This is a genomic window from Pseudomonas sp. GW821-FHT09D08 (genome assembly GCF_059416305.1).
The window spans coordinates 262920-278994 of sequence record NZ_JBWKOX010000001.1 but is presented as its reverse complement, the minus strand read 5'-3'; the positions used below and the strand labels follow the sequence as shown (position 1 = coordinate 278994).

At 61.3% G+C, this 16075-nt stretch carries 15 protein-coding genes and 2 pseudogenes; 8 read left to right on the top strand and 9 right to left on the bottom strand.

What is annotated here, in order from left to right:
* Positions 1-102: 102 nt before the first annotated feature.
* Entirely contained in the window at positions 103-1161 is a 1059-nt protein-coding gene (gene oxdA / locus AC07OP_RS01140) for an aliphatic aldoxime dehydratase (RefSeq protein WP_495102643.1), read from the bottom strand.
* 241 nt (positions 1162-1402) lie between these two features.
* Here oxdA and AC07OP_RS01135 point away from each other — a divergent pair, with 241 nt between their 5' ends.
* A complete protein-coding gene (locus AC07OP_RS01135; protein ID WP_027605702.1) occupies positions 1403-2338 on the top strand; it encodes an AraC-like ligand-binding domain-containing protein in 936 nt (311 codons plus the stop codon).
* A 173-nt stretch (positions 2339-2511) separates the two neighbouring features.
* Here AC07OP_RS01135 and AC07OP_RS01130 read toward each other — a convergent pair whose 3' ends face one another.
* Positions 2512-3093, bottom strand: a complete 582-nt coding sequence (locus tag AC07OP_RS01130) for a helix-turn-helix domain-containing protein (protein WP_495102644.1) — start codon at positions 3091-3093, stop codon at positions 2512-2514.
* A gap of 156 nt (positions 3094-3249) precedes the next feature.
* Here AC07OP_RS01130 and AC07OP_RS01125 point away from each other — a divergent pair, with 156 nt between their 5' ends.
* The gene (locus tag AC07OP_RS01125; protein WP_115486097.1) at positions 3250-4143 is read left to right on the top strand and encodes a DMT family transporter; all 894 of its coding nucleotides are present in this window, start codon (positions 3250-3252) and stop codon (positions 4141-4143) included.
* Between the two features lie 224 nt (positions 4144-4367).
* The gene (locus AC07OP_RS01120) at positions 4368-6176 is read left to right on the top strand and encodes an ABC transporter ATP-binding protein (RefSeq protein ID WP_108574451.1); all 1809 of its coding nucleotides are present in this window, start codon (positions 4368-4370) and stop codon (positions 6174-6176) included.
* A gap of 452 nt (positions 6177-6628) precedes the next feature.
* Here AC07OP_RS01120 and dapA read toward each other — a convergent pair whose 3' ends face one another.
* The 4 genes from dapA to AC07OP_RS01100 all read right to left on the bottom strand — a co-directional run bounded on the left by dapA (position 6629) and on the right by AC07OP_RS01100 (position 9351).
* On the bottom strand, positions 6629-7492 hold the full coding sequence (dapA, locus tag AC07OP_RS01115; RefSeq protein ID WP_495101535.1) for a 4-hydroxy-tetrahydrodipicolinate synthase: 864 nt from the start codon (positions 7490-7492) through the stop codon (positions 6629-6631).
* 322 nt (positions 7493-7814) lie between these two features.
* Positions 7815-8294, bottom strand: a complete 480-nt coding sequence (locus AC07OP_RS01110; protein WP_495101534.1) for a VOC family protein — start codon at positions 8292-8294, stop codon at positions 7815-7817.
* Between the two features lie 33 nt (positions 8295-8327).
* Positions 8328-8720, bottom strand: a complete 393-nt coding sequence (locus AC07OP_RS01105; RefSeq protein ID WP_495101533.1) for an ester cyclase — start codon at positions 8718-8720, stop codon at positions 8328-8330.
* A 10-nt stretch (positions 8721-8730) separates the two neighbouring features.
* Positions 8731-9351, bottom strand: coding sequence for a LysE family translocator (locus tag AC07OP_RS01100; RefSeq protein WP_141606513.1), 621 nt, complete (start codon positions 9349-9351; stop codon positions 8731-8733).
* 300 nt (positions 9352-9651) lie between these two features.
* On the opposite strand from AC07OP_RS01100, the gene AC07OP_RS01095 reads away from it, so the two are divergent.
* Positions 9652-10020, top strand: coding sequence for a hypothetical protein (locus AC07OP_RS01095; protein WP_115487452.1), 369 nt, complete (start codon positions 9652-9654; stop codon positions 10018-10020).
* 414 nt (positions 10021-10434) lie between these two features.
* Here AC07OP_RS01095 and AC07OP_RS01090 read toward each other — a convergent pair.
* The 3 genes and pseudogenes from AC07OP_RS01090 to AC07OP_RS01080 all read right to left on the bottom strand — a co-directional run.
* Positions 10435-10869, bottom strand: a pseudogene (locus AC07OP_RS01090) (methyl-accepting chemotaxis protein); the annotation flags it as partial.
* A 105-nt stretch (positions 10870-10974) separates the two neighbouring features.
* Positions 10975-11658, bottom strand: a pseudogene (locus AC07OP_RS01085) (PAS domain-containing protein); the annotation flags it as partial.
* Between the two features lie 131 nt (positions 11659-11789).
* A complete protein-coding gene (locus tag AC07OP_RS01080) occupies positions 11790-12644 on the bottom strand; it encodes an AraC family transcriptional regulator (protein WP_495101532.1) in 855 nt (284 codons plus the stop codon).
* Between the two features lie 117 nt (positions 12645-12761).
* On the opposite strand from AC07OP_RS01080, the gene AC07OP_RS01075 reads away from it, so the two are divergent.
* Genes AC07OP_RS01075 through AC07OP_RS01060 form a run of 4 tightly spaced genes read left to right on the top strand, consistent with a single transcriptional unit; the run spans position 12762 to position 16018 of the window.
* A complete protein-coding gene (locus AC07OP_RS01075; RefSeq protein WP_027608439.1) occupies positions 12762-12950 on the top strand; it encodes a DUF1656 domain-containing protein in 189 nt (62 codons plus the stop codon).
* A 10-nt stretch (positions 12951-12960) separates the two neighbouring features.
* On the top strand, positions 12961-13869 hold the full coding sequence (locus AC07OP_RS01070) for an efflux RND transporter periplasmic adaptor subunit (RefSeq protein ID WP_495101531.1): 909 nt from the start codon (positions 12961-12963) through the stop codon (positions 13867-13869).
* Entirely contained in the window at positions 13869-15824 is a 1956-nt protein-coding gene (locus AC07OP_RS01065; RefSeq protein WP_495101530.1) for an FUSC family protein, read from the top strand. Before AC07OP_RS01070 ends, AC07OP_RS01065 begins: the two co-directional genes overlap by 1 nt.
* Positions 15821-16018 carry a hypothetical protein gene (locus AC07OP_RS01060; protein ID WP_495101529.1) on the top strand — a complete coding sequence of 66 codons (198 nt, stop codon included), beginning with the start codon at positions 15821-15823 and terminating at the stop codon, positions 16016-16018. Before AC07OP_RS01065 ends, AC07OP_RS01060 begins: the two co-directional genes overlap by 4 nt.
* The last annotated feature ends 57 nt before the right edge of the window (positions 16019-16075 follow it).

Genomic DNA, 16075 nt, shown 5'->3' with positions numbered 1-16075 from the left:
GTGCCACTTCATGGTCAGATGCCTGTCAAAAAGTGGCCCCGACCCCATGCGCTAGAGATGAGGGCCAAAAAATAATCGGGACGAATGGGGCGGTGCCGAGTGTCAGCTTTGCGCGACACCTGCATCACGCAACATGCCGGTCTGCGGGTGGCAGTTGATGTACTCGAACAGCTGGCTCTTGGCGTCCGAGACCGACACTTCGTGGTACAGCCGCAACTTCACCAGGCCGGCCGCCACACGGAAGAAGGTGACGAAGATGCGCAGGTGGGTGGGATGGGATTCGGCCCAGCGTTCCAGTTTCTCGACCGAGCGCCAGTGGCCGATGTTGTAGCTCATGTCGAGGAAGTTGCCGTCGAGGTCGATATTGCGCACGAATCGATTGCTGTAGCAGCCCAGGGGGGCACCGTTATCGCGCAGGAAATCCATGCCGTCCTGCAATGTCGGCAAGATTTCGTCGAGGTACAGTGAACGCTCGTCAGCCTCGGCGTCAGCCCAATCCTGGCCGGAGCGAATCAGCGCGATGTTGTCATGGCCCATGACGATGACGCGGCCACCTTTGGCCGGGTCTCCCAACACCACCTTCAGTTCGCCCGTGGGGCTCATCCAGTCGGTCTGGGACGTCGGGAAACGATCGCGCATCGAGCCCCAGTAACCGTGCTCTTCGATCTCGCCGCTGGTGGAGTCCATGATCGCGCCCACCCCCGGCAACTGCGTCTGGAACGCATAGAGGGTTTCGAACTGCTCGGCACGCGGCGCGGTGATTTCGCGAAAATAACCCAGGCCGTCGTTCAGGCGATCCGGCGATGCCCACCAGTCATTGACGGGCGGTGATCGCAACCAGCGACAATAGGCCGCGGCGTCCTTCCAGTAGCCGACGATCATCAGGTTGTCGTAGCCACTGTTGTCCGTGTGATGGGTCAAGTCGTGGGTCTGCGGGCCGTCGGGCAGGCTGAAGCTGCCGACGATGTCGCGCATGGCCTTAAGGGCACGCTCACGCTGCGCCTCACCGCGAAACTGCACGCCCAGGTAGGCCATCGCTACCTGCTTCAATTGTTCGCCAGCGCGGCCGACCCACATAGGGAAGGGCGGCTGGTAGTCCTCGGGCACCCGGCGGGACAACGTCCGTGGGCATCTAAGGTGTTTGTCGATCGCAGATTCCATGGGCGGCTCCTTGTTTTTTTCAGGTTCAGGCGTAACGGGCTGGACAGGCTGTGAGGTCATAGTCAGGCAGGTACGAACCGCCTCGCTTTGTTCGCCAGGACAACCGTTTGGTTGGAAAAGACAGATGCCCGATGCCAGGGCTCAGGCGCGATAAAGGGGGCTGGGCGTGGTCTGAATTTTGCTTTCCAAGATCGACCGGCAGCGTGTCGCTGCTTCAAGTCGTTGCATTAAGGTGAGTGCCATGGCTCAGAACAATCACTATTCCACCCTTGCCGTTTCGCAACCGCGTCGCTTCGATTACTGGAAAGAAGTGGTGTGTCGCCATTGTCTTATGGCTGACAGCAAACCCTCGACCCAGAGCGATTTCAACGGAACGCTCCAGGTCTCCGGCGTAGGGGCGTTGGATGTCTCCAGGCTGTCGTCCCCGCTGCACCATTGGGTCCGTTCCGAGCGGCATTTACGCAGTGGCCCCGCCGACGACCTGTGGCTGGGCTTTACCCTCAATGGGTATGGCGAACTTGAGCAAGAGGGGCGCAAGGCCACACTGGGTGCGGGTAATTTGTTCCTTTATGACGCAACCCGACCGTTCCGATTCAGCCTGGGGGGGAGCGAAAACCACTTGATGCGCATCCCTCGGCAGTTGCTGACCGAGCGGTTGCCGCGTGTGGCGGAATGCACCGCAATGGTGCTGGATGACCGCCGCCCCGGCGTGGTGCCGCTGCGCGAGATGCTGCGCCAGATGGCGAACACTCCCGTGCTTCTGGAGGATGGAGGCATTTGCAATCGTTACTCCAACACGATAATCGACCTGCTCGTGATCAGCCTGGAACTCCAGGACCTGAAGACCACTCACCAGGAGCTGGATCTGTACGCGCGGATAATGACCTACATCCAGCACCACTTGAGCGACCGAGAACTGTCGATCGAACTGATCGCCCAAGCCCACCACGTGTCCACCCGCACGGTGACCCGTGCATTCGCCCGTCATCAGAAAAGCCCGGTCGCGGAGATCTGGAAAGAACGGCTGAATGCCAGTCGCGCGGCGATCGAGTGCGGCCAGGTGCGCAGCGTTTCCCAAGCCGCACTGGACTTCGGTTTTTCCGATTTCTCCCACTTCAGTCATGCTTTTCGCAAGGCGTTTGGGGTTGCGCCGCACACGCTCTTGACGCGCAACTGATGGGCCCCCAAAAAAAAGGCGGGGGTTATTGGCGTCCTGCTCGATAAAATGGACGAGATGAAAGGGTTAAGTTGCTAGCGATCCCCCTGCCGATTCAAGCCCGAGTTCCGGCCGACGCAGCCTCGCCAGGGCTCGGCAGCTACGGATTTGACAGGCGTCAAGGTGCTCCCACCTCAGGAATGCTCGATCACCATCACTGCCGTGGTGTCCGCCTCAAGTGCCTCGAACACATGCGGCACATTCGCCAGGTAGCTGATGTAGTCGCCGGCGTTGAGCAACACCGGGCCACTCGCCGGGCCGATACGTGCACTGCCACTGCACAGCACCACATGCTCTACGGTGCCCTGCGGGTGAGGCTGAGACAGACGAACTTCGCCGGGCTGCACCTTGAGTCGGTAGATGTCGCGCTGTACGCCAGCCGGGCAATCGGCAAGCAGGGTCGCTGCGTAATGGGCCGTCTCGGCATAGGCGGTCATGCCCTCGTTGGCGCGAATCACCCGCAGGGCCTGCCGGGGTTGCTCGAAGAACCGGGTGACTTGCAAGCCCATGGCCATCGCCAGCGACCACAAGGTTTCGATGCTGGGGTTACCGATGCCCGACTCCAATTGAGACAAGGTCGACTTCGCTACCCCGGCGCGCTTCGCCAGCTCGGTCAAGGAAAACCCGGCGGCCAGGCGCTCGCGCTTGATTGACAGCGCCAGCAGATCGATTCGAGTCAGATTATTTTTCGGCAGGTCGTTCGTTATATCGGTCATTTGTTTTGTAAACCATCCCTAAATGGGTTGACGCTCTTGGGTACCATGTTCAGTATATCGGCCATACGTTCATTATAAAGTTGTATTTGCCAGCCTATTTCCCCGCGAACGGTGGCTTGGGCCATGGCGATGTCGATAGCAAGGAAGCCGTGAGTGATGAAGTCGCAAACCCGTGGGACGCTCGAAATGATCTCGGCCATGGTCATCTCCGGCACAGTCGGCTGGTTCGTCGTCATGTCGGGGCAGAGCCCGGAGGCGGTGGTGTTCTGGCGTTGCCTGTTCGGCGCCCTGGCGATGCTGGTCGCGTGCCTGGCGCTTGGGGTGCTGCGTCGCTCCCGGATCACTGCCCGGCAATTCCTTCTGGTGTGCCTGGGCGGGGTGGCGCTGGTCCTCAACTGGGTGCTGCTGTTCGGTGCCTACACCCATTCCTCTATTGCCATTGCCACGGTGGTCTACCACGTTCAGCCGTTCATGCTGGTCGGCCTGGGTGTACTGTTTTTTGCCGAACGCCTCAGCATCGCCAAGGTCGGCTGGCTGCTGTTGGCCTTCGCCGGGCTGCTGTTGATCGTGTCCGCCAAGGGCCGTGGGCAGGCCACCGGCGCCGACTACCTGCTGGGCGTCTGCCTGGCCCTGGCTTCGGCCTTTTTCTATGCCGTGGCGGCGGCGATCACCAAGCGTCTCAAGGATTTGCCCGCGCACCTGATCGTGCTGATCCAGATGGTGGTCGGCGCGCTGGTGCTGGCACCGTTCGTGGACTTCACTGGGGGCGAAACGCTCAAGGGCGCCTGGACTTACCTGATCATTATCGGGGTGGTCCATACCGGGCTGATGTCGACCCTGCTGTACAGCGCCATCCAGAAAATCCCCACGGCGCTGGTCGGGGCACTGTCGTTCATCTATCCGATTGTCGCCATCCTGGTCGACTGGGTAGCCTTCGCCCATCCCCTCAGCGCCCTGCAGGTGATGGGCGCAGGCGCGATCCTGCTGGCGGCGGCGGGCATGAATTTTGGCTGGTCGCTGGGCCGCGCGGGGCGTCAGGACGTGACCTAAGGTCGGGCGCCCAACCGCCATCGAGTCAAAAGACGTCACGCCAACCACTGGCGACGACGCACCTGGGAAGAACATCGATGAATACGCGTGGTTCTGGTGTCACGGCCTGTCATAATCCGGGGCGCGCCTGGATCCGGGAGCGAGTGGCGCAGTGACCAGCCCATATCCATGGCTCTCGGCCGTCCGGCCTGATTTCACCCCCCCTCAAGGAGTCCGTGCCATTCATGGTGCTGTTCAATCGATTGAGCGCGTTTTCGACCCAGGCGCGCAGAGCACTGGGACTGGTGTGGGAAACCTCGCGGCCACTGTTCACGGGGCTGTTGCTGGCGACGATTGTCGCCGGACTGCTGCCTGCACTGGCCGCCTGGATTGGACAGCGCATCGTTGATGGCGTGGTCCACGCCATGCAGGTTCATGCGGCCGGCAGCCAGGCCCCCGTGTGGCCGGTGATGCGCTACGTGCTGGCCGAGGCCGGTGTGCTGGCTTTGTTGGCGGCGGCGCAACGGGCGCTGTCGATGCAGCAGTCGCTGTTGCGGGTGAAGCTGGGCGTGAAGGTCAACCTGATGGTCCTGGAGAAAGCCCAGACCCTTTCGCTGCTGCAATTTGAAGACGCCGAGTTCTACGACAAGCTGGTGCGCGTGCGCCAGGGGGCTTCGACGCGCCCGCTGAGCCTGGTGACCAAAGGACTGGGGTTGGTGCAGAACCTCATTTCGCTGGTCAGCTTTGCTGTCCTGCTGGTGCACTTTTCGCCGTGGGCCCTGTTGATTCTGGTGGTCGGTGCGTTGCCGGTGTTCTTCGCCGAGACGCATTTTTCCGGCAATGCGTTTCGCCTGTTCCACCGGCGTGCACCGGAGACGCGCCGGCAGAACTACCTGGAATCCTTGCTCTCCCACGAGTCCCATGCCAAGGAGGTCAAGCTGTTTGGCCTGGCACCGCTGTTCCTCCAGCGCTATCGCGACAACGCTCAGCGCTTGTATACGGAGGACCGCCAATTGACGCTGCGCCGCGATGCCTGGGGCTTCGCATTGGGCCTGCTGGGCACCGCAGCGTTTTACCTGGCCTACGCCTGGGTGGTACTCGACACCGTGCGTGGCCAGACGAGCCTGGGCCAGATGACCATGTACATCGTGCTGTTCAAGCAGGGGCAGGCCGCAATCACCGCCAGCCTCAGCGCCATTGCCGGGCTGTACGACGACAGCCTGTTCCTCTCGGACCTGTATGAATACCTTGAAACCCCCGTGATCACGCCGCGCGGCCGGCTCACCGAGGGCGCGCGCCCTGGCGATGGCTTGCGCTGCGAGCAGGTGGGGTTCACCTACCCAGGCGCCGGATCCGCCGCGCTGCGCAATATCAGCCTGCACCTGGCACCGGGGAAAAGCCTGGCCCTGGTGGGTGAAAATGGTTCCGGCAAGACCAGCCTGATCAAACTGCTGACCCGTCTGTATACCCCGGATGAAGGCCGCATCCTGCTGGATGGCAGTGACCTGCAGGAATGGGACGAACACACCCTGCGCCAGCGCATCGGCGTTATTTTCCAGGACTACATCCGCTACCAGATGAGTGTCGGCGAGAACCTCGGCGTGGGGGACGTCGATGCCCTGGACGACCAGGCCCGCTGGCGCAGCGCTGCCACTCAAGGCGTGGCGGCGGAATTTATCGAGCGCTTGAGCCATACCTATTCAACCCAGCTGGGACGCTGGTTTGGAGGCCAGGAACTGTCCGGGGGGCAGTGGCAGAAAGTGGCCTTGTCGCGGGCGTACATGCGTCAGGATGCCGATCTGCTGATCCTCGATGAACCCACTGCCGCGCTGGATGCCGGGGCTGAAGCGGCGGTGTTCGAGCACTTCCGTGAGCATGCCAGGGGCCGCATGACCCTGCTGATTTCCCACCGTTTTTCCAGTGTGCGCAGTGCGGATCACATTATTGTGTTGGAACGCGGGCAGATTCTGGAGGAGGGCAGCCATAACCAGCTGATGGCTGCGAGTGGACGTTATGCCGAGCTGTTCGACGTTCAGGCGCGGGGCTATCGCTAGAAGACCCAGCGCCGCGTGTCTGCCGATCCCTTCAAATGACCTGTACAGATCGAGCTGGCGCCATTCAATTTGCACGCGGGACGCGAGCATCCGCTGTTCATCTGCACGCGCCAACGCGACCAGTCCCGGGTCTGGACCTCGGCGTTGTTCCTCACGCTTGCTTAAGGTCGCCGTGTTCGAGCCCGTTCGAGAGCGCGCAAAGAACCCTGTGGCGAGCGGGCTTGCCCCGCGTTGGGCTGCGCAGCAGCCCCAAAACCAGGCGCAGAGGCGTGCCTGATACACCGCATTCGTCTTCATCAGGGGCTGCTTCGCAGCCCAGCGCGGGGCAAGCCCGCTCACCACAGGTGACGAGTAGTCCTCAGATCACGTGGGGTGTGGAGGTGCAATCTCGAATGCGTTATCGGGTGAGCCTGCGCAAGCTTATTGTAGTGAGCGGGCTCGCTCACCACGGGTTACTGGGCCTTGCGTGAAAGCCTTTGCAGCTTTGCGATGACCGCCTCGGTTGCCCGCTGCATCGGCGCCCGCAACTCACTGTCGATCAAACCCTCCAACGCCAGCGCGGCTTTCACCGGCGCCGGGTTGGGCTCCATGAACAGTGTGTTGATCAACGGCACCAAGCCAAGGAACGTCGCCCGCGCCTCAGCCAACTGGTTATCCCGCACCTGCTGCCACAGCGCCACAAACTGTTCGGTGCACACATGGGCCGACGCGGCAATCGCACCGCTGGCACCCAGGCACAGCGCATTGAAGATCTGCAGGTCCTCGCCACACAACACATCGGCCTCACGGCTGGCCAACACCGCCAGGGTATTGCCCAGGTTGCCGCCGCAGTCCTTGATCGCCACGATCTGCGGGTGCGCGACGATGTTCAGCAAGGTCGCCTGCTCGAAGGTCACGCCGGTACGGTAGGGAATGTCGTAGAGAATGATCGGCACGCTGGACGCGTCGGCCACCGTGCGAAAGAACGCTTCAAGGCCAGCCTGGGAAGGACGGATGTAACTCGGCGCCGGCACCAGCAAACCCGCCAGCGGGCGCTTGAGGACCTCGGCCTGGAATTGCAGCAGCTCAATCTGGTTGTTGCCCGCCAGGCCCATCACCACACGGTGGGCGGGCACCTGCTGCAATACCGCATCCAGCACCGCCAATTGTTCCTGGCGGCTGAGCGATGCGGCTTCGCCGGTGGTGGTGCACACCATGATCCCGGCCACGTGCTTGTCCAGCAGGTGGCTGACCAGGCGGTGCAGGCCGACAAAATCGATGGCGCCGTCCTGGAACGGCGTGACTACGGGAACCCAGATACCTTGAAACGATGACATGCACTTTCTCCTGATGATTGACCGTTTGAGTCACCGTCAGAAAGGCATGGGCAATTGTGCAAGGGGGAGGGAGTCCGCGCTCAATGTCCTGTCAGCTCATCTGACGGGACAGCGCGCCCCGGTCACATGAGCGACTGTTTCTTCGATTTGAGGGCGTGCGCCACGCAACCTTGCGCCTTGGCAATCAAGCCAATGACGGAAAGGTTAACCACTGAGGTTGCGGACATAAGCTGACACACCCATGAAGACTGGGGCTATCTTCATGGAATATTACGAGGTGTGTCAACTTCCCCCGTGGCTTGAATGCATCGGTGCAGGTGGCTCAGCCTTTTATCGCGGCTTCAATCGCCGCAATGTCGATTTTGGTCATGGTCATCATCGCGTCGAAAGCACGTTTGGCTATTGTCGGGTCAGGGTTGGCCACCGCATCGGTCAACACCCGAGGCGCGATCTGCCACGACAATCCCCACTTATCCTTGCACCAACCGCAGGCGCTGGCCTGGCCGCCGTTGTCAATAATAGCGTTCCAGTAGCGATCGGTTTCGCCCTGGTCATCGGTGGCGACCTGGAAGGAAAACGCTTCGCTGTGGGGGAATATCGGGCCGCCATTGAGGCCGATGCACGGGATGCCCATCACGGTGAATTCCACCGTGAGCACATCGCCCTGTTTGCCGGACGGGTAGTCACCGGGGGCCAGGTGCACGGCGTCGACCGTGCTGTCGGGGAAGGTGCTGGCGTAGAAGCGCGCAGCCTCCTCGGCGGTGCCGTTGTACCAGAGGCAGAGGGTGTTCTTGGGTTTCATGATCGGTCTCCACGGACAATGGGTCCATGGAGTTTAGACGGCCAACTGCCGTTCGATCGCCGCCTTGTCGATCACCGACCAGACCTGGGCGATTTTGCCGTCGACGAACGTGTAGAAAACGTTCTCCGAGAACGCCACCTTGCGACCATTGATCGCCAGCCCGAAAAACTCGCCCCGGGGCGTGACATTGAAGTTCAGCCGGCTGGCGACGGTGGGCGGATCGGCGATCAGCAACTGGATGTTGAACACCAGGTCGGGGATCTCGCGAAAGTCGCGCTCCAGCATCGCGCGGTAGCCCTCCAGGCCGACCACCTCGGCGTTATAGGCCACGTCCGGGTGGACGAAGTCGCCCAGGCGGTTCCAATCCTGCCGGTTGAGGCAGTCGATGTAGCCGAGGTACAGGTCGGCAAGTTGGTTGCGGGTCATGTTTTTTTCCTCAAGCCCTGCGCGCGGTCAACAACACCGTCGCCGCCGCCGACAACAACCCCGCACAGCAGCGATTGAATATCCGCTTGCCACGCGGCTCGGCAAACCAGCGGCGCATGTGCAGGCCCATATAGGCGTAGAGGCTGATGGCGATCCATTCCAACACCAGGAACAGCGCGCCCAGCACGGCGAATTGCGGGGTGATGGGTTGGCCGGGGACCACGAATTGCGGGAGGAACGCGGTGAAGATCAGGATCGCCTTGGGGTTGCCTGCCGCCACCAGAAACTCCTGTCGCGCCAGTGCCCATAGGCTCACCTTGGCGGTTACCGATTCCGCCTCCGCCTGGGGATTTGCGCGCCACAGTTGAAACGCCAGATACAACAGATACGCCGCGCCCAGGATCTTGATCGCGTAGAACAACAACTCCGACGTCTGCAGCACCACCGCCAAGCCTGCGGAGGCGAGGGCGATCATCCCGGCGAACGCCAGCAGACGGCCGACACCGGCCAGGCACGAGGTGCGGTAGCCGTAGCGCGTGGCGTTGCTGACGGACAGCAGGTTGTTCGGGCCGGGCGCCATGTTCAGGGCGAAGCAGGCGGGGAGGAACAGGGCGAGGGTGGCGAGGTCCATGGCGGCTCCGGTTTTGGACGGACGGGGACCGTCGAGGATAAGGGGAGTGGAGGTGGTTGGACAATGTGCGCGCTGGGGGCCAAAAGATGCCAGTGCGCGTTGAGCAGGTTGGATTTAAAGAGAAGCGGGTACCAGATCGATTCCGGTCAGGGGGATGTAGTTTTCCATTTGCTTGAGTCTGGCTTGATACCTCTATGCTTGGACGGAGCGCTTTCGGCCAAAAGCGGACTGTAGACAGATAGCTGCTGGCATTCCTACGCTGGCATTCTAGTAATCACACAACGCTAAAAAGGAACATTCATGTTGGTCATTCAAATTGATCGGGATAGCGTGCATGCAGGGGATGATCTGGAAAGTCGTAGGACATCAATCAGGCTTGATCCAGCAGTAACACTGCGTGCTTTGTTCGAAGCGATCCAAGGTATGGGTTACCTGCCTGGCATCAGTGGAGGCAAGGCGACGTGGATTATTTGTTCGTCTGGCAAACATATAGGTGTTTTAGCTCAGCAATGGCCAGAAACTAAATTGTTAATCCCCGCCGAGAGCTCCCTGAGTCAGTATTTTGGGGATACCGAACCTCGCCTTCTGTTCAGATATTGGTGCCAGGCAGATCCAGACCATGTCTTTTCACAGATCAAAGCTGGAAATGAACCGCCGTCTCGATTTTAGGACTGGCGGGGGCTGAATCGCCCCTGCTTCTGTAGACGCCTTCGAGCCTCAAGGAAGCGCTGCTAAGCCTGTGAAACTGTCCGCTTCTGGCCGATACTTGCCGATGAGTTTCCCTATCGTCCATCGTCAGGCTGCTGGGTTCGCATCCAGTGAGGCAGCTTTCGATCCTACCCGGGCGTTACCTGCCTTCCGATCGACGATACTGAAAATCTGCCGCTCAGCAGAGGCACCAAGCTCTCCGAAGACAAGCTCCCCTTTAGTCGCTGGTTTTTGCATGAATCCCAGGCGTTGAATCTGGGCTAGGCGTACAGCAAATAGTTCATTTGCATCCAACCCTCAAAAGACAGCCCCACAGTGGCCACCATCGATTGCTATGTCATCGCTCTCGAATTCGCCTGCGCCACTGCGGGCGAGCTAAGCCACCTGATTGGCAAACCTGCCCACCGCGTCGACCACCCGCTTGGCGCCGTCCTGAATTTCCACAATGACCTGGCCTGCCTGCGTGGCGAGTTCAAGACCTTGCTCTGCCTGGGATTTGCTGTTGGCCATTTCGGCGACGGTCTCATCCACCAGTTTCTGGTTCTGCAGCACCACCGAGGCGATTTCTTCCGTCGCCGTGCTGGTGCGTCCGGCCAGTTGCCGCACTTCATCAGCCACTACCGCAAAGCCTCGGCCTTGCTCGCCTGCACGGGCGGCTTCAATCGCGGCATTCAATGCCAGCAGGTTGGTTTGCTGGGCAATACTGCTGATGGTCTGAATGATCGAACTGATCAGCAGTGACTGTTTTCCGAGGGCTTCGACTCCGCCGGCGGCCGCCTGCATATCAGCGGCGATTTTATGCATGGTATGCATCGTGTCGTTGACCACCACGGCTCCGCGCTCGGCACTGACATCGGTCTGCCGGGAAATTTCAAATGCGGTTTGCGCCGCGCCACTGACTTCCTGTTCCCGGGCAACCTGGTCGGAGACCACCGTGGCGAACTTGACCACCTTGCACAGTGCGCCTTCAGTGTCATACACCGGGTTGTAGGTTGCTTCCAGCCACACGGTCTGGCCGCGGCTGTCAACGCGTTCAAATCGACCGGCTACAAACTCGCCCCTGTTCAGGGTTGCCCAGAAATCCTTGTAGTGCTGCGACGAGGTTTCCTCTGGTCTGCAGAAAATCCGGTGGTGGCTGCCTTTGGCTTGTTCCAGGCTGTAGCCCATGGCGTGCAGGAACTGTTCATTGGCGGTGATGACATGCCCGGAGAGGTCGAACTCGATCACCGCCGTCGAGCGCAGCAACGCCTGGATGAAAGAGGTGTTTTCCGAGGCTTTTTCTACCCGGGCGGTAATGTTCGTTGCATAGCAGGTGACATGACTCAACTGGCCGCTCGCATCCGTGATCGGCTGCCAATGTGCATGCAGCCATATCAATGAGCCGTCGGCATGCAGGTAGCGGTAATCGTCGGTAATGGACTTGCCAGCGGCGACCGCCGCTCGAAAATTATGAAAGCAGGGCAGCTTGGAGACGTACTGCGGGACGATCTCGGCCATGGCACGGCCTCGAAGTTGCTCCGGGGTGTAGCCCAACGACTTGGCAAAGTTGTCGTTGCATGCGGTGATCTTGAATGTCGAGTCGATGCTCAACGTCAGCATTTCACGGTTCAGGCCATCGAGCAGTTGGCGCAGTTCCAACAGCTCGGCTGCCTGGGCGTGAAGCTGGTTCTTGGCTTTTGTATTGAACATGGGAAACCGCCTCCTTGGGTTACATCCAGCCTATCGGCACGTCATTCTGCAAATTTAGACCGTTCGACGGGTAAAGCTTCATCAGCCAACCGGGATCCCCGCTGATGTGTTGCGGTCCGCCGCATGTACCGCGCCGGCGGCGAGCCCAGTGTCTTGCGAAACATGCTGATGAACGAACTGACCGACTCGTACCCGAGGGCTTCGGCGGTGCGTTGCACGGATTCGCCCTCGGCCAGGCTCTGCAAGGCCACGATGATTTGCCATTGCTTGCGCCATTGGCCAAAGGTTAGCCCAGTTTCGCTTTTAACCAAGCGCGCCAGGGAGCGCTCGCTCATGGCGACCTCGCGTGCCCATTGGGCCATGGTGCAGCGATTTGACGGGTCCTTGGCCAACCCCCGTGCGATGAAACGCAGCTGCGTTGTGGCCGGAAGCGGCAGGTATAGCTGTTCCGAGGGGGCCAGTTCCAACTGTTCGAGGAGCACGCTCGCCACGCGTGCATTGGCAGACGCCGGCGGATAGTCCTGGGCTTGGGCGCTCAGATGCAGGATCAATTCCAGGACCAGCGGTGACAGCACCAGCGTGCAGCATGTGTGCGGTAGCGCGGCCGCACCGGGCTCGACGAACAGATAGCCGATCTTGCCGTTGGCGGTCACCCGGTTGCTGTGGGCAATACCGCCCGGAATCCATACGCCGAACCCCGATGGCACCATCCACACGCCATCCTCTACGGTGCATACGATGCCGCCGTGATACGCCACTACCAGTTGGCCTTTGCGGTGCGTATGGACGGGGAACTCGGTGTCGTTTCCCTGGCTCCCCAGCATCAACGCCACTGCGGGCTGGTCGAAACTGTCCAGTTCGAATTGATCCACCCCGTAGAGACGTGTCTCGTCCATGTCGCTCCACCTCGATTGTCTGAATTTGATTATATCTTGGCAGCATACTCAATATCGGCACGGCCTTGCAGTCCCTACCATCGTCAGCAAGGCCATTGCCGACTGCGAGATTCAACGATGCTGAGCGAAATCACGATTGCCCACCTCTACCTGCCGCCTTTCTTGCTCTACCTGGGCGTTACCGCAGTGGTTTACGCACTGTTGGAGCGGATCATGCGGCCCTGGCTGGACTGGGCCTGGCACCCGAGCATGGCGCGTTTCTGCATGTCGTTGATCGTTCTCTCGATCCTTGTGCTGAAGTTTTGAGGCGCGGGCGATGACGATCAAACACCTGCTCAAGACCCTCGTCACCCTGGTGCTCGGCTTGACCGCGCTATTGTTGTGTACGCAGTTGTGGCGCGCCTATGAGCTGGCCCCCTGGACACGGGACGGGCGGGTCAGCGCGCAAGTCATCCGTATTGCCCCCGAAGTGTCCGGCCAGGTTGAACAACTGCTGGTCGAGGACAACCAGTGGGTCGCCAAGGGCGCGTTGCTGTACCAGATCGACCGCAGCGCCTATCTGCTGGCCCGGCAACAGCGAACGGCCGAGCTTGCCGAGGCGCGCAGCGTGTTCGAACAGCGCCGCTCACAGCTCAGCCGTCGCCAGCAACTCGGCGATGCCATTGCGCGGGAGGAGACCGACAATGCGACCCGGGACCTGGCGGTGGCCAGGGCGCGGGTGGACGCGGCCCAGAGCCAGTTGGACCACGCGCAGCTGGATCTGCAGCGCACGACGGTTCGTTCACCGGTCGACGGATACGTGACCCAGCTGCGGCTGCAGCCGGGTGACTACGCGGCGGCGGGCGATACCAATATCTTTGTGGTCGACAGCCATAGCTTCTGGGTCACCGCTTACTTCGAGGAGACCAAGCTATCCGGTGTTCGCGTGGGGGCCGCGGCGTCCATCAAGCTCATGGGCTTTGCACCGCTGCTTGAAGGGCATGTGGCGAGTCTCGGCAGAGGCATTGCCGACGGCAACGAGCTGCGCAGTAACAGCGGCTTGCCCCAGGTGGCTCCGACGTTCAGCTGGATACGCTTGGCCCAGCGTGTGCCGGTTCGGATTGAGCTGGACAAGGTGCCACCGGGCGTGGAGCTGGCGGCGGGAATGACCGCGAGTATCGAAGTCGCCGAGGCGGGGGCCGCCCCCCATTGGCGGCTTACCCAGTGGCTGCAGGATTTCATGTGATGGCCCGCGCACTGCGAATGCTCGGGGCATGGTCGCCCGAGACCTCGGGGTATGTGCTGCGCAGTCTTGCGGCGGCCACATTGGCCCTGTGGCTGGGCTTCCAATTGCACCTGGAGGCGCCGTTCTCGGCGGCTTCGACCGTGTTGCTGCTGATCCATCCGCTGCAGGGCGCGGTGGTCGGCAAGGGCTTCAATCGCGTACTGGGAACCCTGGTGGGGTTGCTCGCCGCCCTGGTCCTGACCGGCCTGTTCGCGCAAAAAATGCTGCTGTTCATCCTCGGGGTCGGGGTGTGGCTCGGCCTTTGTGTCGGAGCCATGACCGTGCTTCGGCACTACCAGGCCACGGCGGCAGTGGTCGCAGGCTATACGGTTTGCCTTGCCCTGGGCCCGGCCATTGTCGCCCCGCAGCAAGGTTTCGAGCATATCGTGGCGCGGGGCACAGCCGTGGTTCTCGGGGTGTTGAGCCTGAGTCTGGTAGCGACGTTGTTCAGCCGCAAGACCGTCGAGTCCAAACTGAACAAGGCACTTGAGGACATCGCCGCCCGTACCTTGGGATTGCTGGCCTTGCGAATTGAGGGGGAGCAGGGCGCGCAACTGGCTAGTGTGCAGGGCCAGTTGGCCATCGATGTGGGTAAGGTGGACGAGCTTCTCGGGATCGGCCGAGGTGAGTCGCGCCTGATCCGTTCCAGGCTTGCGACTCTGCAGGCAGGGCTTGCGTATGTGCATGGGGTGATCCTGGACGAGTCACCGCTCAACCACGGTGGCTTGCCTTCCCTCGTTCGAATGGGCGCGCAACTGCAACAGCTGGCCGACGCAAAACCGGGTTTTTCCGTGGCAGCCGAGCATGTCCGAGAGATGCAGCACCGCCTCGCCCAGGCCCATGAAAACTGTCAAAGCCAGCAGTGCTTGAGTGAACAATTGGCAGACCTGTCCAGCGCCTTGCTGAGCTTTGCCTGCCTTGAGCGCGCGCCCCGGACGCCGGCCCGCGCCGTGGGGTTCCACCGTCATTACGGCGACGCGCTGCGTAACGGTCTACGCGCCCTGGCGGCCACGCTTGCAACCGCTGCGGTCTGGTACCTGACCGCCTGGGACCAGGGGCCAACCTTGCTGGCAGTGTTGGGCCCGTGCTGTACCTTGCTGGCCACCAGCCCGGCGCCCGCTCAAGGCATCGGCCGTTTCTTCGAGGGGACGCTGTACGGCATCGTAACGGCAGCGGCGTGCAAGTTCCTGGTGTTGCCGCACATCAGCGGGTTCGCCTTGCTCAGCATCGTGCTGATCGCCTTCTGGACCGTCGGCATTCATGCCACCACCCGGCCGCGCCACGCCTTGCAGGGCATTGCCTACCTGATCGCGTTCAACACCCTCGTCGGCACCGGCGGCACGGCCCAGTACGACTTCACTGACTTCGCCAATCAAGCGCTCGCCTGGCTGGTAGCGCTTGCCATCTGCCTGCTGGCCTTCCAGCTACTGCCGGGGAAATCCGCCCGCCATGTACACGTCCTGACCCAGGCGCTGCACAGGGACACCCGGCGCTTACTCCGGCACTGGCACCGCATGGACCTGCTCAAGTGGCAGGCCCGGCAACAGCACCGATTGGTCGCCTTGCAGACCCTCTTGGGCGCTGGTCACCAACCGACGGGCGGCGCCGGCTCCGTGTCCCTTCAATTGAGCCGCCGGCTGCTGACTTTGCAACGCCAGACACGGGAGCTGGAACCTGAATCGGCAATCGCCAAATGTGCGCAAAGGGGCGAGCGGCGTATTTCACGGTATGCCTCCACTCCCGCGATCAGCGCGGCTCAGGCACGTCGGACGTCGAGATCGTTGACCCGGCTGGGGGCTCACGCTCTGGCGGCTGGCTACCAGGAGTTAGCCAGGCTGCTCGACACCTATTCAAGCATTACCAACGCGGATATCCGCATCCATTCCAGTTCAAACAACCAAGGTGAGATGAAATGAAGCAACTCCTTATCTGGACGCTTTTCGGCATGATCGCGTCGACGCCATGGGCCGTGCAGGCATCGGACGGGGCTGAGGCGCTGGCGCGCTGGCAGCAGCAATTCAAGCAGGAGCAAAAAAAGCGGGCTGAACGCCCGAGGGGGGATCAGGGCTCCAGGTCCAAGGCCGCAATGACCGGGAAAGGGAAAACCTGATCGGATAGCGACCGGGGCAGGGACATTCATCGGGCGAGGGTTTGATTGAGCAGGTTT

Bases quoted from the DNA above. Each gene is read 5' to 3' on its own strand.
- AC07OP_RS01065 (WP_495101530.1), top strand. From the start codon at position 13,869: ATGGCCCGCGCACTGCGAATGCTCGGGGCATGGTCGCCCGAGACCTCG.
- AC07OP_RS01100 (WP_141606513.1), bottom strand. From the start codon at position 9,351: ATGGACCTCGCCACCCTCGCCCTGTTCCTCCCCGCCTGCTTCGCCCTG.
- AC07OP_RS01080 (WP_495101532.1), bottom strand. From the start codon at position 12,644: ATGGACGAGACACGTCTCTACGGGGTGGATCAATTCGAACTGGACAGT.
- oxdA (WP_495102643.1), bottom strand. From the start codon at position 1,161: ATGGAATCTGCGATCGACAAACACCTTAGATGCCCACGGACGTTGTCC.
- AC07OP_RS01105 (WP_495101533.1), bottom strand. From the start codon at position 8,720: ATGACCCGCAACCAACTTGCCGACCTGTACCTCGGCTACATCGACTGC.
- AC07OP_RS01120 (WP_108574451.1), top strand. From the start codon at position 4,368: ATGGTGCTGTTCAATCGATTGAGCGCGTTTTCGACCCAGGCGCGCAGA.
- AC07OP_RS01060 (WP_495101529.1), top strand. From the start codon at position 15,821: ATGAAGCAACTCCTTATCTGGACGCTTTTCGGCATGATCGCGTCGACG.
- AC07OP_RS01130 (WP_495102644.1), bottom strand. From the start codon at position 3,093: ATGACCGATATAACGAACGACCTGCCGAAAAATAATCTGACTCGAATC.
- AC07OP_RS01110 (WP_495101534.1), bottom strand. From the start codon at position 8,294: ATGAAACCCAAGAACACCCTCTGCCTCTGGTACAACGGCACCGCCGAG.
- AC07OP_RS01095 (WP_115487452.1), top strand. From the start codon at position 9,652: ATGTTGGTCATTCAAATTGATCGGGATAGCGTGCATGCAGGGGATGAT.
- dapA (WP_495101535.1), bottom strand. From the start codon at position 7,492: ATGTCATCGTTTCAAGGTATCTGGGTTCCCGTAGTCACGCCGTTCCAG.
- AC07OP_RS01135 (WP_027605702.1), top strand. From the start codon at position 1,403: ATGGCTCAGAACAATCACTATTCCACCCTTGCCGTTTCGCAACCGCGT.
- AC07OP_RS01125 (WP_115486097.1), top strand. From the start codon at position 3,250: ATGAAGTCGCAAACCCGTGGGACGCTCGAAATGATCTCGGCCATGGTC.
- AC07OP_RS01070 (WP_495101531.1), top strand. From the start codon at position 12,961: ATGACGATCAAACACCTGCTCAAGACCCTCGTCACCCTGGTGCTCGGC.
- AC07OP_RS01075 (WP_027608439.1), top strand. From the start codon at position 12,762: ATGCTGAGCGAAATCACGATTGCCCACCTCTACCTGCCGCCTTTCTTG.